This window comes from Streptomyces sp. NPDC054783, assembly GCF_053611725.1.
Map to the genome: position 1 here is coordinate 59,439 of NZ_JBSHAY010000023.1, position 20,529 is coordinate 79,967.

Here is a 20,529-nt window from a genome sequence, read left to right on the forward strand (position 1 = left end):
TGGTGTCCAAGGCGGCCCAGGACGCGGCGGGGTGGCGGGCGGATCCGCCTGGGGAAATGAGCGGCAGGGTCCCCCTGGAACGCGGTACGGTGCGCCGATGTCAGCGATCAAGAAGTTCCAAGTCACCTTTGACTGCGCAGAACCTGAGCGCCTCGCTCGCTTCTGGTGTGAAGTGTTGGGGTACGTCATACCGCCGCCACCGGAGGGGTTCACCACCTGGGACGATTTCAACCGCACCCTGCCTCCTGAGAAGCAGGGATCATGGTTCGCCTGCAGTGATCCCTCAGGCGTGGGCCCGCGCCTGTACTTCCAGCGCGTCCCTGAAGGCAAGATCGTTAAGAATCGGGTGCATCTCGACGTCCGGGTCGGCACCGGGCTCGTGGGGGACGAGCGCCTCGCCAGGCTCGAAGCCGAGTGCGCACGACTGGTGGCGCTCGGTGCGACCCACGTGCGAACACTGTATGCCGATGAGGAAAACGAGTCGTGCATCCCGATGCTGGACATCGAGGGCAACGAGTTCTGTATCGACTGAGCACTCTCCGGGCCGGGGAGGTGGGGAGCCGCCTCTCTTGGGCCTCCCTGGTCTCGTGGGGAGGGAGCTACCGCCACCAAGGTCCATCTTCAGATGGATGAGGGCCGCGCAGTGGCGACTCGCGGCGTGGGATCCTCAAGGCTCGCGACAAGCATCGGCTGCACCCTCCCGCAGCTCGCCGCAGGTTTCACCGTGGCACACCCCGCCGTCACATCGGCGATCAACGGACCGCGGACCATGCCGCAGCTGGAGGATCTGCGCAAGGGCGCCGCGCTCACCGTGGATGATGCGACCCTCGACCGGATCGACGAAATCGTGTCGCCCGGGGTGAACCGGTACAACCCCAGCGCCGCCTCACTCCCTCCACGATCACTGACTCACACCGTCTTGCGGAGCCGCCCACTCGCCGAACGCGCCACCGCCTGAGGTTGGCTGCTGCCCTCCTGCCGGGACTCGATCGCCCCTTTTATGGGAAGCGGTGAACCTGCCCGCGTACCGGCGCGCGCAGATCTCGACGATGGCGACCACGGTCAACGTTCTCCGTAAGTTGTTTGGTGGCCCGGGAGGGCCGGGTGTGGCTGAACGTTCTCTGCCTGCAGTGGCTCGCAAGGAGTGGCCGCCCAGCTCTCCGGGGCGCCCTGGTCGCTGATTGAAATCTGCGGATCGGTCGCTGTTTACGGAGATGACGACGGGGTGTTCCTCGGGCCGCCGGCAAGGCGAACGGTTCGAGGAGAAGCACGTGACCAACCAACGGGCCCGCATCTGGGTGGGCATCGATGTGGGCAAGGCCCACCACTGGGCAGCTGCAGTAGACGAGACCGGTTCGACCTTATGGTCGAAGAAGATCGACAACGACGAGTCGGCGATCCTCACCGCGCTCGGTGAGATCCTCGGCCTAGCCGCCGAGGTCCGCTGGGCCGTGGACATCACTGGCACATCCTCCGCGCTGCTGCTGGCCCTGTTGGCTGCCCACGGCCAGCAGGCCGTTTACGTGCCCGGCCGCACGGTCAACCGCATGTCCGGCGCCTACCGCGGTGAAGCCAAGACCGATGCTCGCGACGCGTACGTCATTGCCGAAGCAGCCCGCCACCGCCGGGACTTCGCCCCCATCGACGTGCCCGCGCAGCTGGCCGCTGGCCTCGCTTTGCTGACCTCTCACCGTTCCGATCTGATGGCCGATCGGGTGCGGATGCTCAACCGCCTCAAGGACGTGCTCACCGGCATGTTCCCAGCTCTGGAGCGGGCCCTCGACTACTCGGCGCACAAGGGCGCCCTGGTGCTGCTGACCGGCTACCAGACCCCCGTCGCGATTCGCCGGCGCGGCCGAGCCCGGCTCACTGCTTGGCTTGCCAACCGCAATGTGCGTGGTGCCGACTCGGTCGCAGCCACTGCCGTCAAAGCCGCTCAGGCTCAACAGACCGCACTGCCCAACGAGACCGTCGCGGCCCAGATCATCGCCGACCTGGCCGCGCAGATCCTCGCTATGGAAGATCGCCTCAAGTGCATCGACCAGCAGATTCGAGAGACCTTCCGCAGCCACCCACAGGCCGACATCATCGAGTCCTTGCCGGGCATGGGACCTATCCTGGGTGCCGAGTTCATCGTGGCTGCGGGCGACATGTCGGCCTACGCAGACGCCGGCCACCTGGCGTCAGCAGCAGGACTGGTACCCGTTCCTCGCGACTCTGGACGACGCACCGGGAACCTGCATCGCCCCAAACGCTACAACCGCCGACTGCGCAGGGTCTTCTACCTGTCCGCGCAGGTGAGCATCATGCGTGAGGGCCCCAACCGGGACTTCTACCTCAAGAAGCGCAGCGAGGGCCTCAAACACGTCCAGGCTGTCATCGCGGTGGCCCGACGGAGGATCGATGTCCTGTGGGCACTGCTTCGGGACAACCGGCTGTTCACGCCAACTCCTCCGGTTCCGCAAACGACTTGACTCGGTCATTGAAACTCCTTGCCATCTCGACCAGTCCCGCACCATCGGCGCCATCGATGCGCTCCGCGAAGCCGCCACACGGCTGCGAAAGATCGACGGACTCCATCGGCGGCGCTGTCGAGATGGAAGCCGGCACCGGCATACGCTCGGTCGCATCTCTCGTCGCCGATCGGTGACGAGAGATGCGACTGAACTGACCTGTGCAGAAATGCCAGTCACCTTGTCACAGGTGAGGGGCGATCACGGGTAACTGACCCCGCCGGCCACGAGAGTGGAGCCGACCGTGCTGCAGTAGGCGTACGACCATGACCAGTTGCTCGCGCTGGCACCGTACACGTACCTACCGTTCGCGCACTTGGCCCAGGCCCGGTACGGACCACCCGGGCAGGAAACGCCCATAGTGCGGCTGTCGTGCCAGGTGTTGCAACTGGCGGCGGGGGCAGCCTGGGACTGCTCTGCGGCAGCCGCAGGCGGGGTGCCGGTCGTCAGGAAACCACCCGCCGCGAGGCAGAGTGAGGCAACCGTAGTTGCGACGTGACGCTTGCGAAGCATGTCGCTCCTTCAACGAGGGATTCTTCCGTTGCGCTCAGCCGACCGTCACCGGACCACACAAGTACGCGCAGGCCCCGGTCGGTTCATGCATGGGCGCATCTCTCCTTGCCCAGATCATTCCTGTGTGCTGCCGGCATGGGGATAGCAGTGAGTGCCAAGCGCTTAGCGACAGGCGCCAGCATCTGCGTGCAAGATTCCACGGCGGTATGCGGTGGGGGTGGAGCCGTAGATGGTGCGGAATGCCCGGGTGAAGTCGGCGGGGCAGGGGAATCCCCAGCGGGCGGCAATCGCGTGAACAGGTCGCGTGGACAGGCACGGGTCGGCCAGGTCGCGTCGCGCACGTGTGAGGCGCTGTCGCCGGATGTAGGAGGCGACCGTGGCTCCGTGGGCGTGGTTCTGGAAGAGGCGGTGCAGGGTCCGCAGCGAGATGTGGTGAGCGGCGGCGACGGTGGCAGGGGAGAGGTCGGCGGTGTCCAGGTGTCGGCGGATGAAGTCCTGGATCTCCAGGAACTGCATGTGCTGGCGGGTCTCGGCGGGTGTCTGGTCTGCGGCATCGAGGTGGTGGGCCAGCCATGCGGTGATCAGGTCGACGAGGATGCTTCCGAGCCGCTGGCGGTCGGCGGGCCGGTAGGGCACGGTGTCGGTGGCCACGTGGGTGAGGAAGCCGGCGAGCAGGCCGCCGACACCTTCGCGTCCTGACATTCTGGCCGCCAGTATCCGGTCCACGCGGTTCGACGGCACCGGGACCATGGCCCGGGGTATCTGTACCACTATGGAGGCCGCCGTGTCCCGCCCGGCCTCCACGGCCGCTGTGTAGGGGCGAGAGGTGGAGTACACCACGAGATCGCCTGCTCCGAGCGGCGCTTCGCACCGGTTCTGGACGATGGCTTGCTGTCCGCGGAGGATGAGGCCCACCGCATACATTTCGGGATCGGACTGGCGGATCAGTTGCGGTGTCCGTCGTGAGGTCATGGACGCGTAGGTCAGGGCAGTCACCTGTGCCCCGCCCAGGTCCGAGGCTTTCAGTGAGGCCTGGAATTCAGTCGCGCGGTCGATGGTGAACTCATTGGATATCAGCGCGCTTGCCGTGATGTCCCGCCAGGCCTCCACCCGGTCCAGCACTGGCAGGCGCTGACTGTCGAACACCTTCTCCAGCATCGATGTCGTCCCCCTCTTTGGTGCCTTCTGTGCGGTCGCTTGCACTCTCTCGGGTGCGGCCGTGCCAGAAAAAGCCGGTTGTAGGACACATCAAGGTGACTGGAGGCGGACACAGAGCGCCGCAGGTCGCGGCGGTGCCATCCGAGATGCCTGCGACGTAAGTGCATACCGACTGCACCCGCATCTACCCTGCTGGTGGCTGTGTCACGTTCCGTGAACGTGGTTTCGACCCGACCTCGGCCTGTTTGATCCGGCCGCGCGCTGCGGTCTCGGTGACATCGAAGTCCGTGTCGACCTGACCGATCGTGCGGTCACTGCGTCGGCACAGCTCGACGATCTCGGTCTTGAACTCCAGCGTGAACGAGCGGCGAGGACGCGGTTTCTTCTTCCCATGCCTTTTATGGTGGACATTCTTCCGGAGGCTCAGCCCCTGAACTCGGAAGTCAGTCAAGGCGGATCAATCCCATAATGGTTCTGTAGCAACATGCAGAGTCGCCAGCGCATTGTCTGTCCGCCTGCCAGGCCCAGCCCATGCCGATGCCGGACTTTTGCTTCACCGCCTCCTGTGCGCAGTGGCGACGACACCCTTGGACACATCAGGAACCGGATGACGCGAAGCCGGTACCCATGAGAACGAACAGCATTTCGGCCGCTGTTCGGGAGGCACTCGCCCCGCCGCCGTAGATGCAATGTTCATGAGCAGGTCCGCGGCGGCGCCGGGTGGGGGGCCTGGCACGGAAGATCACCGATGACGAGGCCGAGTTGCTGGCGTTCTACGACTTCTCCGCCGAACACCGGACCACGTGCGGACGCCCAACCCGATCGAGTCCACGTTCGCCACCGTCCGGCTCCGCACCACGGTCACACGTGGCGCCGGCTCCCGCACCGCCGTCCCTCGCAATGAGCTTCAGGATCGTCGAGGCAGCCCAGCAGGGGTGGCGGGCCGTGAACGCAACCCCACCTCGTCGCTCTGGGCCGTGCCGGAGCCCGCTTCGAGCGCGGCCAACCGGTCGAGCGCCCTGCCACGGCTGCGGCATAGGGTCTGGTCCACCATGACCCATCAGAGGGGAAGTGCAGGACGGGGTCGTTGGACGGTTCGATGCCCGGTGGGACTTTGGTGGGGTCGAAGACGAGCCCCTCGACGTGTTCCTGGTCCTCGTGCAGCCGGTCGACGACGAGGCGGCCCGCGGTCACCGTTTCGCGGTCGTCGGGCCACTGGCGGGTGACGTCGTCGGCCGGGTCTTCGGGGGCCGCCATCCGGAAGACCAGCCGCCAGACGGCCGGCGCCTGTTCGACGCGCTGCTTGATCTCGCCGATGAGGTACTGCGGCGGCAGCAGCCGGTCGGCCTCGGGGCGGATCGCCGCCTCACCGGCTTCCGGGACCCAGCGGTAGCGGAACGCCCGCCGCCGTCCTTCCGCGTCGATGAGGTAGTACGCGTGGAGCCCGAGGAACGTCGTGGTCGCGAAGCTCTCGGTGGCGGGCTGGTCGCGAAGCTCTCGGTGGCGGGCAGCCCGGCGATGGCCTTCAGTCCGGGAACGGCGTGGCGGTGGCCCGCCACGTACTTCAACAGCCCGCCGGGATTGGGCAGTCCGAACCCGCCACGGCGCTGGGCCGTCGTGATGCCGATGAACTCCTCGGCCGTGCCCGCCGGGAACGCGGAGATGTTGGGCGCGCCCCAGGCCGTGTGTGATCCGGACGGCAGCGCGAAGCGGACCGCGAGACCGAGGGCGGCGCCGCGACTGCCGGAGGCGCGGTCGGGGGCGTACGGGCTGCCGGTCGCGTTCGACAGTCGTACGACTGTGTCGACCGGCGTTCCCGCTGCGCCCGGTCCTCGCCGGTGACCCGACCGGCGAACGCCGATCCAGGCGAGCGGCGCGCGTGCCTGCGCCGCCTGACGGGCGCCGCTGGTCGACGCACTGACCGACCGCAGCGGCGTCGCGAATTGAACGAGAGGGCGACACACCGGCGCCGCTGGCCCCATCTGTCCCACACCCTACGAGGCCCAGAGCACATGCCAGAAGCCGACGGAGATTCAGTCCCGCGACGTTCACGCCCTGGACATCCGCGATGACCTGCGCGGATGCCGCCCAGTGCGATCCTGGGCCCAGGACCGCCGAGCGCGTTCGAAAGCACACGGGCACGTGATCCAGGTCGGTCCGGCGCCGGCTCCGGAAAGGCTTGAGCGATGGCGAGGAACCGATGAACTCCAGCGATGTCGACCGTACCGAACAGACCACCGTCGAACATGACGCCGATGCCGAGGCCGGGGTCAAGCCGCTGCTCGACACCCCCCAGACGGCCGCGGCGGGAGTGGCGATGTGGATCTTCGTCGTCGGCCCGCCGATCTCCCTGATCGCCGTGGTGCCGTTCGTGTGGGGATGGGGACTGTCCGCGCTGGACGTCGGCATGGCGGCGGTCGCCTACCTTGTGTCCGGCTTCGGCCTCACGGTGGGTTATCACCGCCTTTTCACGCACCGCTCGTTCAAGGCACGGCGGGGCCTGCGGATCGCCCTGGCCGTCGCGGGTTCGCTGGGGGTCGAGGGTTCGCCGGTCCAGTGGGTGGCGAACCACCGGCGTCACCACGCCTTCGCCGACCGCGAGGGTGACCCGCACTCGCCCTGGCGCTATGGGACCGACACACGCGCGCTGCTCAAGGGACTTCTCCACGCGCACATCGGGTGGATGCTGAAGCGTGAACTGAGTAACCGGGCCAGGTTCGCGCCCGACATCGCCGCCGATCCCGATCTGCGGCTCATCGGTCAACTCTTCGGGCCTCTGGCTGCCGTCTCGCTCCTGGCCCCGGCGCTGGTCGGCGGGTTGGTCACCGGCACCTGGACCGGCGCGCTGACCGGGTTCTTTTGGGCCGGCGTGATCCGGATGGCGCTGCTGCACCATGTCACCTGGTCGGTGAACTCGATCTGCCACGTCGCGGGCAGGCGCCCCTTCGCCAGCCGGGACAGGGCCACCAACTTCTGGCCGCTCGCACTGCTGTCCTTCGGCGAGAGCTGGCACAACTCGCATCACGCCGACCCCACGGGCGCGCGCCACGGCGTGCTGCCGGGTCAGCTCGACCCGTCGGCCCGCCTTATCTGGGTGTTCGAGAAGCTTCGCTGGGTTCACGACGTACGCTGGCCGAGCTCGGACCGTCTCAGCGCTCGACTGCTGCCCAAGCCGGGTGCCCCGCAGGGGTCCACGGGGTGATGACGCTCGGACGACGCGTCGCCGCGGTTCCCGTGCCGATGGGGCACAGCGACGGCCCGGGAACCGCCGGATACTGGGCGAGTTACTACCGACCCCGTCACCCAGGTCATCCGTCAAAGGGTGAATCCCGTGACGAGTCGACCGGGTGAGTGGCCCGCCCGGCCAGATCGCCGGCGTGATCCGGATGCCGGCAACCCGCATCGCGTAGCGCCTGCTTGCCGCCCGAGGGGCGTTGCCGTCAAAACGCCCCGGTCCATTCCGGCCGGCCCGGGGCGTCTTCCCTGGTCACGCTTGTACCTCCGGCAGGATTCGAACCTGCGACACCCGCTCTTGGAGTGGGAACGAATCCTTGCCGGGGGTGCCGGAAGCTGCCTCGTGGTGCTGTATTGCTTGGTCGCACGGCGAGCACACGGAACGGGCACGTTCCTCGCCCGCGACCGCGTCGACCGGGACAAGCGGCGCAGGGCAGACCGGACGTCGACACCTTCCGGGCCCAGCCGGGCGCGGAGAAGGAGTGGGACGCGATCTGCTGCTCCGGGACAAGGCGGGCAAGGTCGTGATGGACAAGGACTGGAGGGAGGCGATGCTGGACGTTCACACCGACGCCCAAGCGCAAGCGGATCGCGCGGGAGGTGAACGCCTGGATCGACGCATGCGCGACCAAGGGCTGCAAGGCCATCAGTCCGGACAACTGCCCACCTACACACGCGTGCCCCAAGGGCTGCTCACTGCGAACGACGCGAAGGCGTTCCTGTCCCTGTTCGCCGCGCACGCGCAAGGCCCGGCCGTCGGTCAGAAGAACACGGGTGGAGGAGAGCGGCCAGTACGACGAATGCGGGCACTACGCCGCCGAGTTCGGCCACCCCATGATGGTGATCGAGTACACCGAGCAGGGCGTGAAGAGGGCGTGCGGGGCCGGGGCGACAGGACGAGCAGCGTCCGGCGGGACCTGGACCTCGTGCCCATCGGCATCAAGGACTACCACCGGGAAACCTGGGGCAAGGAGAAATACCTGGTGAACAGCACGCTGGTGTCCGACACTTTTGCCACATGGTCGCCCTCGCCGACGGAACCGGCGCCGGCCGTGTGGTGGTCGCGGCGAACCAGGGCGCCACGAACCCGCTGATCGCGACGGCAGCCTCCCGCGACTGAGCCTGGCGACCTCCTCAGCCCCGGACTGCGGCGACCGCCTCGTCGAAGGCCCGCTCCATGTCGATCGTGCCGCCACTGCGCACCCAGGCGTCCGTTGCGGCCTCCAAGCAGGCCAGGGCGCAGGCGGCGAGGGCGCGGGCCCGCAGCTCGTTCATCGGGTCCGTGGTTGCGCCGAGGCGTCGCACGATGTCCGGGACGAGCAGGTCCGTCCACTGGTGGCGCTTCTCCAGCTGGCGCGCCCGGAGGGAGGGTGAGGCGTGCAGCATGCCGGTGATCTTGAGGAAGTCCTCAGGTGAATAGGGGAGCGAGTCGTAGAGTGCTTTGAGGGCCGCCCGGAGAGCTTCCCAGGGCGGTTCGCCGGTTGGACGCGCTTCCAGTGCAGTCCGCAGAGCCTTGCCGTGCTCGGCGTGGTCGCCGAGCACGATGTCCTCCTTGGTGCCGAAGTAGCGGAACAGCGAGCGTCGCGAGATGCCGATCTCGTTCGCGATCTGCTCCATGGTGGTGGCCTCGAATCCGTGCTCGAGGAACAGCCGCATCGCAGTGGAGACGATCTCGGCCTGCACAGCTCGCCGGGTGCGTTCCCGCAGTCCCGCTGGATTGCCCGCGCGATGGTCCATGACTCCGTAGCCTACCGCGTTCTGCACTCAGTACCGATCTGGCACTGTGTGACAGATTAGGCGTACAGTGCCAGGCAGTGTCACCGCTGAGAGTGTCCACCGCTTCCCGGGAGCTGTCATGAGCACCGTCGACTACCTTGGCCAGACCACCCTCATCACCGGCGCCAGCGCCGGCATCGGCGCCGAGTTCGCCCGGCAGATGGCCGCGCTGGGCTCGGACGTCATCCTCGTTGCCCGCCGCGCGGAACGGCTGGAAACGCTGGCCGCCGAACTCACTGCTGCTCACGGCGTACGAGCCGCAGTCATCCCCCTCGACCTGAGTCTGCCCGCCGCGGGGCAGACCCTCGCCGAGGAGGTGGCGCGCCGCGGCCTGGAGGTGACCAGTGTCGTGAACAACGCCGGATTCGGTACCTTCGGCCCGTTCCACACCGAGGACCCCAAGCGGCTCGGCCAGGAGATCAGCGTCGACATCGCGGCCGTCGTCGACATCAGCCGGGCATTCATCGAGCCGCTGCGGACCGCCGGCACCGGAGTGCTGGTCAACGTCGCGAGCATGGCCGCGTACTTCCCCATCCCGAACATGGCCGTCTACGCGGCGGCCAAGGCGTTCGTGCTGAACTTCACCGAGGCCCTCTGGCATGAATCCCGCGGGACCGGGCTGCGCGTGCTCGCGCTGTCGCCCGGAGCGACCAGCACCGAGTTCTTCGACGTCGTCGGCACGGACGCGGCAGACGGCGGCAGCAAGCGCCAGTTCCCGCAGGAGGTCGTTGCCACGGCACTGCGCGCGCTCGACCGCCGCACACCACCGCCGAGCGTCATCTCCGGCCGCCTCAACCGTGCGATGGCGGCTCTGGCCCGTACGGCCAGCCGACGCCGCACGGTCCAGTTCATGGGATCCACGACCTCCGCCCGCCAGCCGGTGCGGTGACCGCGCACGCCGACGGGCTTCCCCTCTGCGACGTCCTCCGGCCGGGCAGCAACTCCCGTCAGTCCGGAGGTCCACCCAGGGTGGGAGAAACCAAGTGGAGGTCCCTGCCTGCAGGTCTGCCCCCCACGCCCTACGGCTCAACCGGAGTGAGGTGACCATCTCCTACAGCAGTTCTCCAGTACTTCGGACAACCCGCAGCCGAGCCGAACCCCCGTTGTCAGACCACGGTCCTAGGCTTTTCCCATGACTCCTGAACTCTTCGGTCGTCTGGCACCGTTCCGTGAGGAAGCACTGGAGCGCCGCATTCCATCCGAGGACATCGAGCGGTGGATCGCCACCGCCCGCCCGTCCGGGACACTCGTCACGAGCGGGGACGGACAGGTCGTCGGCCGGTTCGGCGGTCCACTGATGCTGCCCGTCGATGCCCCAGACCCGTCGTTCCCCCTGCTCGCCACCCTCGACTGCGCATCCCTGCCCGAAGAGGTGACGGGCCTCCCGCTGCCGCCTGACGGCCGTCTGCTGCTCTTCGGCTTCCCCGATCTGATGGACCCCGACAGCGCTGACAGCGCTGGTGAGGTCGTGTACATACCGGCAGGGACGCCCGTCGAGGAGCGAAAGACGAAGAGCGCGGTCGTCTACGGCAAGGAGATCGACGAGGACGACGAATACCTCTCCCTCTACGAGCAGTTCCCCGACGACGAGCTGCGGCTGTTGACCGATGTCTCCCTGCCGTACCACCACTTGACGACGTCCCCGGAGGCTCCCTGCAGTGTTCCGCTCCCCGAGTACCCCCGCTCCAAGGAACTGGCCGATGCCTGGAACGCCGTATCCGGCGGTATCACCATCGACGGGCCGCTGCGCATCGGCGGCTACGCCTCCCACGAGTGCACGGAGACGGACCCTGTCGTAGACGCCGCGAAGGACGCCGTGCAGGCGGTACGGGCGCAGGAGCCCGGCGCCGCCGCGAAGCTGCCCGCCCCCGGGGAATGGGTGCTGCTCGCCCAGTGGGACATCGACCTCGACGGACGGGAGGGCTCGACCCTGCACTGGGTGATCCCTCGACAGGACCTGGTCGAGCGACGCTTCGACCGCGTGCACGTCTCGTTCTCCTGGAACCCGTGATCCGATTCGTCCCCGCCGCCCGGTCCCTGGGCACTCCGGTCCCGGGCGGCGCAGAGGCCCGTGGGCTCCACACGAGGACGCCCATGCCGTAGGGGCGGCAGGTCGGCAGGACCTCCCGCTCGATGCCGCGGTTGAGGATGGAGCAGGCGGGCCGTTCGGTGCGCAGCCGGTGCAGGGCACGCTGCTGGGACACCCACTGGGCCTCGACGATCTGTGCGGCCGGCAGGTTGGAGGAGCCGATCGCGCGGACCTTCCCGGCACGCACCAGGCCGGTGAGGGCGGAGAGCGCCTCCTCGATGTCCGTCTGCGGGTCGGGCTGGTGGATCTGGTACAGATCGAGGTAATCGGTCTGCAGCCGCCGCAGCGAGCCATTGACCGCCGTCATGGTCCAGCGGCGTGAGCTGCCGCCACGGTTGGGGCCATCGCCCAACGGTCCATTGAACTTGGTGGCCGGCACCACCTCGTCGTGCCGACACTTGAGGGCCTTGCCGACGATCTCCTCGCTCTGGCTAGCCGTAGACGTCGCCGGTGTCCACGAAGTTGATGCCCGCATTCACAGCGCGGTGCGTCATGCGCACGCACGCGTCGTGGTCCCGATCGCCGTTCCTGCCGGACATCATGGTGCCCAGGCAGCAGGTGCTGAACTCGACGCCGGCGCACCCCAGTTGTCGCATTCGCATGGTGCCGCGCCCCCCTGCTCCCGTTCGCTGCTGCCGGGGCCGCCGCGCGGCGGCCCCAGCACAACGTGTGTTCCTTGCCGGGTGTGGATCAGCCGCTGTACGGCGCCGCCACGTCCAGGACCCAGGTCACGCCGAAGCGGTCGGTGAGCATGCCGTACAGCGGTGCCCACTGCGACGGTTCCAGGGGCTGCACGACCGTCGAGCCCTCTGCCAGCTTCTGCCACAGGACACCGATCTCGTCCGTGTCGTCACCGCGCACGGAGACGAAGAACGGATTGCTGCCCTGGTTCCAGGGCATCCGGGAGGGCACGTCGTAGGCCATGACGTGGAAGCCGTTGTCGCCCACGACCTCGCCCCACACCACCCAGTCCGCCTCGTTCCCGTTCCGTACGTTGCCCATGTCCTTGTACGTGACGGCGGTCATGCGCCCGCCGAAGACGCACTGGTAGTGGTCCAGCGCCGCACGCGCGTCGCCCCGGAAGTTCAGGTGGGTGGTGGTCGTGACAGACATGGTCTTCTCCTTGCTCGCGGTTCGGCGAGGCGCACCGCGGCAGCGGCGGAGCCTTGCGGGCGGCAACCTCGTGGCCAGGGGCTATGGCCTCGCTGGCGTTCTTGAGACCCACCATTCCATCGGTAGCGGACAGGTTGTGTCCTGTAATACGGACAGAATGGTGAGCATGCAGAAGACGTCCTCGCGGCTGCTCGCACTGCTCTCGCTGCTTCAGACACATCGTGACTGGTCTGGTGACGACCTCGCCGAGCGGCTCGACATCACCCCCCGCACGGTGCGCCGCGACATCGACCGCCTACGGGAACTGGGATACCCGATCCTCGCTTTCAAGGGGCCCTCCGGCGGCTACCGCCTGGATGCCGGCTCGCATCTGCCCCCACTGCTGTTCGACGACGGCCAAGCCGTCGCCCTGGCCCTCGCTCTGCACACCGCGGCCACCAGCACCACGTTCGGCGAAGACGCCGCACGGGCCCTGTCCACCCTTCGTCAGGTCATGCCCTCCCGTCTGCGCCAGCGCATCGACATGCTGCAGGTCACTGCCCTCCAGCCACCCGAGACCGGAAACGCCTCCACGGTCGGCACGCAGCTCCTCGTGGAGTTGAGCCGCGTCATCCACGCCCGTGAGGAGCTGCGCTTCGACTACGGGCACGACGCCACCTGCGCCGCCGAGCAACCCCGCCGAACCCAGCCCCACCACCTCGTCACCTGGCGCGGCCACTGGTACCTGATCGCCTGGGACCTCGACCGCGGCGACTGGCGCACCTTCCGCGTCGACCGCATACGCCCCCGCACCCCCACCGGCCCACGCTTCACCCCACGAGATCTCCCCGGCGATGACGTAGCCGCGTTCATCACCGGCCGATTCCGAGGAACTGACGGCTCCACCGCCGACTGGCCCTGCCGCGGCGACGTCATCCTCAACCTCCCCGCACAGGCTGTGGCCCCCTTCGCGCAGGACGGAATCGTCGAAGAACTCGGCCCCGACCGCTGTCGCCTCACCCTCGGCTCCTGGTCGTGGACCGGTCTTGCCGCCGCTGTCGGTCGCTTCGACACCGACATCCAAGTGATCGGTCCACCACAACTGACCAGTGCCTTCGCCGAACTCGCCGCGCGCTACGCCAACGCCGCACGGGCGTCGTCGAACCTGCCGACGACGCCTGCCGGCGGCTGATGCATAAGCAGCTCACCGTCCAGCAGTCGCGCCAGAGCCCGGCCCGCGACATCTGCCGCGGCAAGAGGGGCACCGCCACCAGGCATACCGGGAACCGGGAGGCGATGAAGGACCAACTCGGCGCGCTCGGCCCGGTCCTGAACGCCGTGGTGCTCTGGACGACGCGGTACGTCGGCGCCACTATCGCCCAGCTCCGCGCCGAGGGCCACTAGATCCGCGACGAGGACGTGGCTCGGCTGTCACCGCTCAAGCCCAAGGAGGGGGGACCGCCCGGGTCGTTGCGGCTTCACCGCAGGATGCTGTGCGAGCCGTCGCCACACAGGGCGGTGTCGAGCATGTCCAGGTCGGCTTCGGAGAGTTGGCCGTCCGCGTGGGAGCAGCTTGCGCAGGGAGATCTGCGCGTAGCGGCAGGCGGCCTCGGGCAACGGGGCGGGCAGGTCGATGGCAAAGGGCCGCTTCTCGTCCAAAACGAAGCCGGTGCGGGTGAAGTTGTCCGTCCAGCTGATGGGGGGCCGCCGTTCGGGGCGACGTGCACACGGGCCTCGGCACCACGCAGGCTGGCGCCGTCGGAAGCGCGTCATACCGATGCGATCGATGGGGAGAAGCTCGTCGATGGCGTGACCGCACACGTTGTGAGAGGTGCGGCTGCGTGACTCTTGCGCACTCCCTGCGGCTGTGTCCTCGACGTTCAAGACCTTTGGCAGACCTGCCTTCGTTGAGAATCAGTGAACTCCGGGTCCATCTGCTCCGTACAGGTCCTGCTGCGACCGCGCAAGTTCAGCTTTCTGACGCCTCAGATCCGCCCCGAGACGCGGAGCTGTTCCCCCGACATGCCGTGACCCGGTCAGTGTTCTCCCGGCCGCCGAACCCGGTGCAGGCGGGTGTCTCCGCGACTTCGACGTCCGAGATGAGCCCGGCGGCAGACGGCGATGACACCGGCGTTGTAGAACTGCGAATCGGTGCGCAGGTGCAGGTGCAGATGCCGGTGCGCTCGCCTCACGCGTGGTGGCCAGTGCCTCGCTGACGAAATTCGGGGCGTCGCGGGAGTCGGCTGCCTTGTCGCGGCGCATCCGCACGGTGGCGATCACCGGCCGGGAGGTGGGTTGGCGGTCTTCGTGCCCCGCCCGGTCCGGCGCCCGCCCCTGACAAGGCGTCAGCCAAGCGGGTTGGCCGTGTCGCGGAGCACGGTGAGGACGGGGGCGTACATGCGCGTCTTGATGGTTCCGAGGCTGTCGCCGGCCTTGCTCGCGTGCGCCTGGGCAAGTTCGACGGCGGCAGTGCGCAGGCTGGCCTCGTCCGCGGTCTGATCGACGATTCCGGCGGCGGCTGCTTCCTGGCCGCCGAAACGACGGGCGCAGGCCATGGCATGGTGGGCCGTTTGCGGGGTCAGCCGGGACTGGATGAGGGCGGACATGCCTGGGGTGAAGGGGATGTTGATGTCTGCCTCGGGCAGGCACCAGAAGCCTCGGTCGGCGCGCATGAGACGGAAGTCATGGGCCAGGGAGAACATCGCTCCGGCGGCGAAGGTGTGTCCCTGCAGCGCGGCTACGGTGATCAGCGGGAGGGACAGGAGCCTTGCGAACAGACCGTGGACGGAATTGACGTAGTCCAGGTGCTCGTCGCTGTGCGCGGCGAGCCATTCGAGATCGAGACCGTTGGAGTAGAACTTCCCGGTCGCAGCGGTCACCAGGGCGCGGGGGCCGTCCGACTTCTCCACCTCGTCCAGGGCTGCGTTGACCGAGGCGATCCAGTCGGGGTGGAAGCGGTTCTCCCCGTCACCGAGGTCGAGAACGAAGACGGCGTCGTGGCGGTCGAGCGTGGGCATGAGGCTCCTTGGAGACGTTTCGGTGGGGCAGGGCACATTGGCCGGATGGGGTCGGGGTCTGCTGGGCCGCAATCCGGGGCTGCGGGCTGTCACCGTCCGGTGAACCGGGCCGGTGGGCGCTCGAGAAACGAGGTGATGCCTCTGGCGTGCGTCTGCCCGACCCCGGAACGGAAGTCAGCTGGGAAGTGTTCGCCGGGCGCGGTGGTGCAGGGTGGCTGCGGCCAGCAGGCCCAGGGCCATGGTCGCGCCGGCAAGGAGAACGCCGGTGAGGGCCGGCCCGCCGGGGAGTGCGGACGCGTGGATCCAGCGGATGGCGAAATTGGTGCTTGCCGCTATGGGGAAGCTGAAGATCCACAGGCCCGGGTGGAACGAGGGCTGGTTCAGCTCGGGGAGGAGGAAGACGACGAGGAGGACGGTGAAGAGCAGGGTCCCGGCGAAGCCGTAGCCGACGGCGTCGAAGACGCCCTTGTGAGCGGCGGTCCAGGCGATTCCGCCGGTCGCCGGTGGGATGGTCAGGACGGTGAGGGCCGGGCGGGCGGGCCCGGGCAGGGGGCCACCGGTGACAAGGCTGCCGAGGATGACGGTGCCGAAGGCGAGCCAGTACAACAGCCCCACAGCGAAAGAGGCGTCGGCGACACCGGGCAGCCTGAGCGTGGAGGCGACGGCACTCGCCACGAACGGTGCGGAGGAGATCGGCAGCAAGTAGCCCGGATGCAGGACGGTTGCGCTCAGGGCACCCGTGAGCCAGTGGGCGAGCAGGCGAGCGGCGATGAGGGCGGCCACGGTGACGAACACGGCGTAGGCCCATCGTGAACCTGTGATCCCGTACGACGAGAAGTGTCCTGCGATCAGCATGCCGATGATGGGGACGTACCCAAGGGTGAAGCCCTGGCCGGGATGACGCAGGTCGTGGCGCAGGTTGCGCCATCGGGTCCCGCCATGGCGCAGGTACTGGGCCAGCAACATCAGCCAGATCAGTCCGCTGACGATGAACAGCGCGTCGCTGACTCGGGGTGCCGCCGGGACGGTGGTCGCCGCTGCCTGCCATGCTCCGCCGAGACCGGCTGTGCCGAGGGAGACGGACAGCAGCCCGATCCGTGCGGCGCGGGTCGCATGGGGACCGTTGACGTCGGAGACGATGCCGTCGGCTGGATGCGCAGGCCCGCTGCCGCGCGGGGCCGTGCTGGTGTGCTCTGTCGTGTCGACCATGTCGGTCATGGGGAAACCTCGAGGGTACTGCCAAGGGCGCGGGCATGGACTGGCCTGCCCTGCGGCGCAGGCCGTGGCGTGGTCAGGCGTCCATGTCCAGGACGACGCGGAATCGTGCCTTGCCCGAGAGCATCCGCTCGTACGCGTCCATGGCGTGGGTGAAGGGCATGATCTCGGTGGAGGGGCGGATGCCGTGGGCGAGGGTGAAGGCGAGGTTGTCCTCGTTCTGGATCGACGATCCGGTCAGGCTGCCGACGATGCGGCGGGTACCGAAGATCAGGTCGGCCGTGGACACCGTCAGCGGGTCGGGGGCGGCGCCGACCACGACCAGGCTGCCGCCCGGGGCCAGTCCGCCAACCAGGGGGTTCATGGACGTACCGCTGGATGCGGTGGCGACGATGAGCGATGCGCCGCCCAGGTCGGCCAGCGCCGTGCCGGGGTCGGTGCAGGTGCTGTCGATGTACTCGTGGGCGCCGAGTTCTCTGGCGAGTGTCTCCTTCTCCTGGCCGCGGGCAATGGCGGCCACGCGGTGTCCGAGGCTGCGGGCGTACTGCAGGGCCAGGTGGCCCAGCCCGCCGATCCCCTGCACGGCGACCAGGGCGCCCGCGCGGGTGGGGGCCTGCTGGAGCGCGGTGAAGGTGGTCAGTCCGGCGCACAGCAGCGGCGCCGCTTCGACGGCGGGCATGCCGTCGGGGATGCGCACCAGTCCGCTCGCGCGGGCGTAGGTCACCTCCGCGTATCCGCCGTCGACGGTCGTTCCGGTCTGTTCCTGGTTCAGGCAGTTGACGAAGTCGCCCCGGCGGCACGGTTCGCACTGCCAGCAGTGCCCGTTCAGGAAGCCGACGCCGACGCGGTCGCCGGGCCGCCAGGCGGTGACACCCGCGCCCACGGCATCGATCACACCGACGATCTCGTGGCCGGGAACGACGGGGCGTGACGGGTCGGGGCGCAGTCCCTCCACCGCCAGCACGTCGGAGTGGCAGACACCGCACGCCTCCACCCTGAGCCGGACGTGCCCGGGCTCCGGGTCGACCAGCTCGCGCTCGACGAGCCGGAGCTGGTGGACGCCGGTGGCCTCGAATGCTCGGTACGCGGACATGACGCATCTCCTTGGTGCTGCCTCTGCCGACATGGGGAGGGCCGAGGGCTTGGGGCGGGGACTGGTTAAATATGACCGGTCACTTTAAAATTAGTCAAGCAGGTCCGAGAGTCGAACCACGGGCACCCCGGCGGAGCCCGCCTCCGCCGTGACGCGGGTTTGACCCGAGCCAAGGCGACCGGACATATTGACCCCGAGGTGGTGATGAGGATGGCACGCGCGTCCAAGCGCGAGGAGATCGCGCAGGCAGCCCTGGAGCAGTTCCGCACGCGGGGCTTCAATGCCACGGGCATCAGCGACATCACGTCGGCGGCCGGGGCTCCCAAGGGCTCGTTCTACAACCATTTCGCCAGCAAGGAGGAGAGCGCCCTCGAGGCACTGAGCCGCTACGCCGCCGGGTTGCGGTTCGACCTGCTCGACACGCCCGGACGCCCTGCGCTGGAGCGGCTTCGGGCGCACTTCGAGTTCCTGGGGGCGGACACGGTCGACAACGGCTTCGCCCGCGGATGCCTGGTGGGCAACTTCGGCGCCGAGCTGGCGGACCACTCCGAGGAGATCCGCTCCGCCGTCCAGGGCGGCTTGCAGCGGTGGGCCGCGCACATTCGGCGGGTGCTCACCGAAGCCAGGGAGGCGGGCGAGCTGGACGCCGCTCTCGACGTCGAGGAGGCCGCACTGTTCATCCTCAGCGCCTGGGAGGGCACGCTGATCGCGGCCCGGGCCGACAAGTCCTCCGCTCCCGTCGACGCCTTCTTCCGCATGGTCTTCGGCGTCCTCCTGCGCTGATCACGGCCGGTAGCTGAAGACTCGCAGTCGCTGCCACCCACGCCAAGGCTCCGCCGACCCGCAAGGCAGGCGCGGGCGAGCCTGAGCGCCTCGGTGCACGACTCGTCGTCGCAGGGGCCCATGGGTGCTGTGGGGGGAGGGCTTGCTCGGTCCGGACCGTCTTCCCGTCGTCGGTGGAGCGGATCCCCAGTTCTGTGCGAGCTGGGTGCAGATGAACAGGCCGCGGCCGCCCTCGTCGACCGACCGGGCGTGGTGCAGCCGCGGGGCGGAGATGCCGCGGTCCTGGACCTTGCAGGTGAGGGTCCGGTCATTGATCACGCGCAGTCGTACGGGTGGGGCGCCGTACCGCAGTGCGTTGGTGACCAGCTCGCTGACGATTTCCTGGGTGTCGCAGACGGTGTCCTCGTCCGCGCCCCAGGCGCAAGTCGGTGCCGGGCGGGCCGCCGTGTGACGGCCGGAGCGGTGGGCTGTGGGTTCAGCGGCCAGGTGGTGACGCGGTCGGCGGGGGAGGGGTGGGTGCGGGCGAGAAGGGGGATGGCGTCGCCGGGCGGGACATCGACGCGCAGCCGGTACAGGGCGTCGTCGCACAGGTCGTGATCAGGGCATTCTTCGATGTTCCGGACACGTGGAAGTTCGTGGGGGGCGGGCACGTGTTGTCGGTGTGGCGTGCCGGTCGGTGATGGCGGGGGCGGGCCACTTCTGCGGTGGAATCGTCCTGCCGGGCGTTTCAGCCGCCGCTGGGTTCAGGGCTGTCCGGGCTGACGTGAATGAGACCCGGGCCCGCGGCGACGAACGAGTCCCCGAGCTGCACGTCGTGGCCGTCGTCGCAGCGGAGCACCGCGTGCACCGGGGCGCCGCAATTCTCGTGGCGCACGACCACGGGGGGCCCTTGTTCGTCGGCGGCCCAGGTGTCGCCCCACTGTCGCAGCGCCACGATGACGGCCCGGAAGTCCTGCCCCTTCTGGGTCAGTTGATAGGCGTACCGGGTCCGCTGGCCGGGCTCCTGATAGGGGACGCGCTCCAGGAGGCCGGCGGCGGTCAGTTCTTTCAGTCGCGCCGCGGCGGCGGGTTCGCCGATGCCCACACGCTTGGCGAAGTCGTCGAACCGGGATGTGCCGAAGAACGCCTCGCGCATGATCAGCAGCGCTGTTCTGTTGCCGACGATTTCCAGAGTGCGGGCGATCGAGCAGTTGGCCATGGACCAGGCGTCCCGTTCCTCCAGCAGATCCTTCATCTCTCCACCCTTCACCTGGCTTGCCTCAAGCAAAGTCAGTCTATACCTTCGTAGCTGACTTCTGAAATCGTAAGTCAGCTGGGGTGTGTGCATCCCGAGGGAGGAATCATGGACATCAGCACAGCAACGGTCCTGGTCACTGGGGCCAACCGCGGGCTCGGCAGGGCACTGACCCAGGAACTGGTCGCGCGCGGTGCCACGGTGTACGGGGCGGCCCGCCGGCCGGACCAGATCGATCTGCCCGGTGTGAAAGCGATACGGCTCGACGTCACCGACCCCGCCTCCGTCGCCGCGGCTGTCGAGGAGGCCCGTGACATCACGGTGCTGATCAACAACGCGGGCAGTTCCACGGGCGCCGACCTGCTGACCGGTAGCTGGGACGCCGTCCGTCTGGAGACCGAGACCCACTACCTGGGCACCCTCGGCATGATCCGGGCTTTCGCGCCGGTGATCGAGTCCCAGGGCGGAGGCGCCATCCTCAACATCCTGTCCGCGCTGTCGTGGATCAGCTTTCCCGCCGTCGGCGCCTACGCCGCCGCCAAGGCCGCGGAGTGGAGCCTGACCAACGCGGTTCGTCAGCAGCTCGCACCCCGGGGCATCACCGTGTCCGGACTCCACGTCGGCTACATGGACACCGACATGGCCCGCCATGTCGACGGGCCCAAGACCGACCCGGCGGACGTCGCCCGCGCGGCCGTCGACGGCCTTGCCTCCGGAGCTGCCGAGATCGTCGTCGACGACCGCAGCCGACAGGTCCAGGCCGACCTCTCCGGTGGCGTCGCCGCCCTTTACCCGCAGCTCGGCTGAGACGA

At 68.5% G+C, this 20,529-nt stretch carries 18 protein-coding genes and 4 pseudogenes; 12 read left to right on the forward strand and 10 right to left on the reverse strand.

The annotated features are described in order from the left end of the window. The first annotated feature begins 97 nt into the window (after positions 1–97). The 3 genes and pseudogenes from ACWGJ5_RS31920 to ACWGJ5_RS31930 all read left to right on the forward strand — a co-directional run bounded on the left by ACWGJ5_RS31920 (position 98) and on the right by ACWGJ5_RS31930 (position 2,474). A complete protein-coding gene (locus ACWGJ5_RS31920) occupies positions 98–532 on the forward strand; it encodes a VOC family protein (RefSeq protein WP_453313102.1) in 435 nt (144 codons plus the stop codon). Between the two features lie 141 nt (positions 533–673). Next, positions 674–958: pseudogene (locus ACWGJ5_RS31925) on the forward strand (aldo/keto reductase); the annotation flags it as partial. A 313-nt stretch (positions 959–1,271) separates the two neighbouring features. Then, positions 1,272–2,474, forward strand: a complete 1,203-nt coding sequence (locus ACWGJ5_RS31930; RefSeq protein ID WP_453313103.1) for an IS110 family transposase — start codon at positions 1,272–1,274, stop codon at positions 2,472–2,474. Positions 2,475–3,188: 714 nt separating this feature from the next. Here the strand turns inward: ACWGJ5_RS31930 and ACWGJ5_RS31935 are convergent. Next, positions 3,189–4,184 (reverse strand): AraC family transcriptional regulator, encoded by a 996-nt coding sequence (locus tag ACWGJ5_RS31935; protein ID WP_453313104.1) that lies wholly within the window; start codon positions 4,182–4,184, stop codon positions 3,189–3,191. 738 nt (positions 4,185–4,922) lie between these two features. On the opposite strand from ACWGJ5_RS31935, the pseudogene ACWGJ5_RS31940 reads away from it, so the two are divergent. Further along, a pseudogene (locus ACWGJ5_RS31940) lies at positions 4,923–5,223 on the forward strand (IS256 family transposase); the annotation flags it as partial. A 92-nt stretch (positions 5,224–5,315) separates the two neighbouring features. Here ACWGJ5_RS31940 and ACWGJ5_RS31945 read toward each other — a convergent pair. Further along, positions 5,316–6,473, reverse strand: a pseudogene (locus tag ACWGJ5_RS31945) (hypothetical protein); the annotation flags it as partial. Between ACWGJ5_RS31945 and ACWGJ5_RS31950 the strand changes: the two are divergent. Both ACWGJ5_RS31950 and ACWGJ5_RS31955 read left to right on the forward strand, forming a co-directional pair. After that, positions 6,385–7,386 carry an acyl-CoA desaturase gene (locus ACWGJ5_RS31950; RefSeq protein ID WP_453313105.1) on the forward strand — a complete coding sequence of 334 codons (1,002 nt, stop codon included), beginning with the start codon at positions 6,385–6,387 and terminating at the stop codon, positions 7,384–7,386. The pseudogene ACWGJ5_RS31945 and the gene ACWGJ5_RS31950 sit on opposite strands and share 89 nt — an antisense overlap. Before the next feature lie 514 nt (positions 7,387–7,900). Continuing rightward, entirely contained in the window at positions 7,901–8,512 is a 612-nt protein-coding gene (locus ACWGJ5_RS31955; protein ID WP_453313106.1) for a hypothetical protein, read from the forward strand. A 40-nt stretch (positions 8,513–8,552) separates the two neighbouring features. Here ACWGJ5_RS31955 and ACWGJ5_RS31960 read toward each other — a convergent pair whose 3' ends face one another. Then, positions 8,553–9,155, reverse strand: coding sequence for a TetR/AcrR family transcriptional regulator (locus tag ACWGJ5_RS31960; RefSeq protein ID WP_453313107.1), 603 nt, complete (start codon positions 9,153–9,155; stop codon positions 8,553–8,555). Between the two features lie 118 nt (positions 9,156–9,273). Between ACWGJ5_RS31960 and ACWGJ5_RS31965 the strand changes: the two genes are divergently transcribed. After that, positions 9,274–10,083, forward strand: coding sequence for an SDR family NAD(P)-dependent oxidoreductase (locus ACWGJ5_RS31965; RefSeq protein WP_453313108.1), 810 nt, complete (start codon positions 9,274–9,276; stop codon positions 10,081–10,083). Positions 10,084–10,326: 243 nt separating this feature from the next. Then, on the forward strand, positions 10,327–11,205 hold the full coding sequence (locus ACWGJ5_RS31970) for a DUF1963 domain-containing protein (protein WP_453313109.1): 879 nt from the start codon (positions 10,327–10,329) through the stop codon (positions 11,203–11,205). Between the two features lie 52 nt (positions 11,206–11,257). Here ACWGJ5_RS31970 and ACWGJ5_RS31975 read toward each other — a convergent pair. After that, positions 11,258–11,885: pseudogene (locus tag ACWGJ5_RS31975) on the reverse strand (aldo/keto reductase); the annotation flags it as partial. A gap of 88 nt (positions 11,886–11,973) precedes the next feature. Then, positions 11,974–12,396 carry a VOC family protein gene (locus tag ACWGJ5_RS31980; RefSeq protein WP_453313110.1) on the reverse strand — a complete coding sequence of 141 codons (423 nt, stop codon included), beginning with the start codon at positions 12,394–12,396 and terminating at the stop codon, positions 11,974–11,976. A 166-nt stretch (positions 12,397–12,562) separates the two neighbouring features. On the opposite strand from ACWGJ5_RS31980, the gene ACWGJ5_RS31985 reads away from it, so the two are divergent. Beyond that, complete coding sequence (locus ACWGJ5_RS31985; protein ID WP_453313111.1) at positions 12,563–13,567, forward strand: helix-turn-helix transcriptional regulator; 1,005 nt, start codon at positions 12,563–12,565, stop codon at positions 13,565–13,567. Then, positions 13,567–13,779: a Tn3 family transposase gene (locus ACWGJ5_RS31990; RefSeq protein ID WP_453313112.1), complete on the forward strand. Its 213-nt coding sequence runs from the start codon at positions 13,567–13,569 to the stop codon at positions 13,777–13,779. Before ACWGJ5_RS31985 ends, ACWGJ5_RS31990 begins: the two co-directional genes overlap by 1 nt. 941 nt (positions 13,780–14,720) lie before the next feature. Here ACWGJ5_RS31990 and ACWGJ5_RS31995 read toward each other — a convergent pair. The 3 genes from ACWGJ5_RS31995 to ACWGJ5_RS32005 form a co-directional block, all read right to left on the reverse strand. Beyond that, complete coding sequence (locus ACWGJ5_RS31995) at positions 14,721–15,392, reverse strand: enoyl-CoA hydratase-related protein (RefSeq protein WP_453313113.1); 672 nt, start codon at positions 15,390–15,392, stop codon at positions 14,721–14,723. Between the two features lie 174 nt (positions 15,393–15,566). Next, positions 15,567–16,610 (reverse strand): SLAC1 family transporter, encoded by a 1,044-nt coding sequence (locus ACWGJ5_RS32000; protein ID WP_453313114.1) that lies wholly within the window; start codon positions 16,608–16,610, stop codon positions 15,567–15,569. A 73-nt stretch (positions 16,611–16,683) separates the two neighbouring features. Beyond that, positions 16,684–17,700, reverse strand: coding sequence for an alcohol dehydrogenase catalytic domain-containing protein (locus ACWGJ5_RS32005; RefSeq protein ID WP_453313115.1), 1,017 nt, complete (start codon positions 17,698–17,700; stop codon positions 16,684–16,686). Positions 17,701–17,910: 210 nt separating this feature from the next. Between ACWGJ5_RS32005 and ACWGJ5_RS32010 the strand changes: the two genes are divergently transcribed. Then, positions 17,911–18,483: a TetR family transcriptional regulator C-terminal domain-containing protein gene (locus ACWGJ5_RS32010; protein ID WP_453313116.1), complete on the forward strand. Its 573-nt coding sequence runs from the start codon at positions 17,911–17,913 to the stop codon at positions 18,481–18,483. On the opposite strand, the gene ACWGJ5_RS32015 is transcribed toward ACWGJ5_RS32010, so the two are convergent. Continuing rightward, positions 18,484–19,071 carry an ATP-binding protein gene (locus ACWGJ5_RS32015; protein ID WP_453313117.1) on the reverse strand — a complete coding sequence of 196 codons (588 nt, stop codon included), beginning with the start codon at positions 19,069–19,071 and terminating at the stop codon, positions 18,484–18,486. A gap of 139 nt (positions 19,072–19,210) precedes the next feature. Then, entirely contained in the window at positions 19,211–19,717 is a 507-nt protein-coding gene (locus ACWGJ5_RS32020) for a winged helix-turn-helix transcriptional regulator (protein ID WP_453313118.1), read from the reverse strand. Between the two features lie 108 nt (positions 19,718–19,825). Here ACWGJ5_RS32020 and ACWGJ5_RS32025 point away from each other — a divergent pair, with 108 nt between their 5' ends. Then, positions 19,826–20,524, forward strand: coding sequence for an SDR family oxidoreductase (locus ACWGJ5_RS32025; RefSeq protein WP_453313119.1), 699 nt, complete (start codon positions 19,826–19,828; stop codon positions 20,522–20,524). Positions 20,525–20,529 lie beyond the last annotated feature (5 nt).

What these genes read in the sequence shown, in the direction of transcription:
- ACWGJ5_RS31990 (WP_453313112.1), top strand. Translation starts at nt 13,567, where the DNA reads ATGCATAAGCAGCTCACCGTCCAGCAGTCGCGCCAGAGCCCGGCCCGC.
- ACWGJ5_RS32010 (WP_453313116.1), top strand. Translation starts at nt 17,911, where the DNA reads ATGGCACGCGCGTCCAAGCGCGAGGAGATCGCGCAGGCAGCCCTGGAG.
- ACWGJ5_RS32000 (WP_453313114.1), bottom strand. Translation starts at nt 16,610, where the DNA reads ATGACCGACATGGTCGACACGACAGAGCACACCAGCACGGCCCCGCGC.
- ACWGJ5_RS32020 (WP_453313118.1), bottom strand. Translation starts at nt 19,717, where the DNA reads ATGAAGGATCTGCTGGAGGAACGGGACGCCTGGTCCATGGCCAACTGC.
- ACWGJ5_RS31985 (WP_453313111.1), top strand. Translation starts at nt 12,563, where the DNA reads ATGCAGAAGACGTCCTCGCGGCTGCTCGCACTGCTCTCGCTGCTTCAG.
- ACWGJ5_RS31965 (WP_453313108.1), top strand. Translation starts at nt 9,274, where the DNA reads ATGAGCACCGTCGACTACCTTGGCCAGACCACCCTCATCACCGGCGCC.
- ACWGJ5_RS31920 (WP_453313102.1), top strand. Translation starts at nt 98, where the DNA reads ATGTCAGCGATCAAGAAGTTCCAAGTCACCTTTGACTGCGCAGAACCT.
- ACWGJ5_RS32025 (WP_453313119.1), top strand. Translation starts at nt 19,826, where the DNA reads ATGGACATCAGCACAGCAACGGTCCTGGTCACTGGGGCCAACCGCGGG.
- ACWGJ5_RS31970 (WP_453313109.1), top strand. Translation starts at nt 10,327, where the DNA reads ATGACTCCTGAACTCTTCGGTCGTCTGGCACCGTTCCGTGAGGAAGCA.
- ACWGJ5_RS32005 (WP_453313115.1), bottom strand. Translation starts at nt 17,700, where the DNA reads ATGTCCGCGTACCGAGCATTCGAGGCCACCGGCGTCCACCAGCTCCGG.
- ACWGJ5_RS31950 (WP_453313105.1), top strand. Translation starts at nt 6,385, where the DNA reads ATGAACTCCAGCGATGTCGACCGTACCGAACAGACCACCGTCGAACAT.
- ACWGJ5_RS31995 (WP_453313113.1), bottom strand. Translation starts at nt 15,392, where the DNA reads ATGCCCACGCTCGACCGCCACGACGCCGTCTTCGTTCTCGACCTCGGT.
- ACWGJ5_RS31980 (WP_453313110.1), bottom strand. Translation starts at nt 12,396, where the DNA reads ATGTCTGTCACGACCACCACCCACCTGAACTTCCGGGGCGACGCGCGT.
- ACWGJ5_RS31960 (WP_453313107.1), bottom strand. Translation starts at nt 9,155, where the DNA reads ATGGACCATCGCGCGGGCAATCCAGCGGGACTGCGGGAACGCACCCGG.
- ACWGJ5_RS31935 (WP_453313104.1), bottom strand. Translation starts at nt 4,184, where the DNA reads ATGCTGGAGAAGGTGTTCGACAGTCAGCGCCTGCCAGTGCTGGACCGG.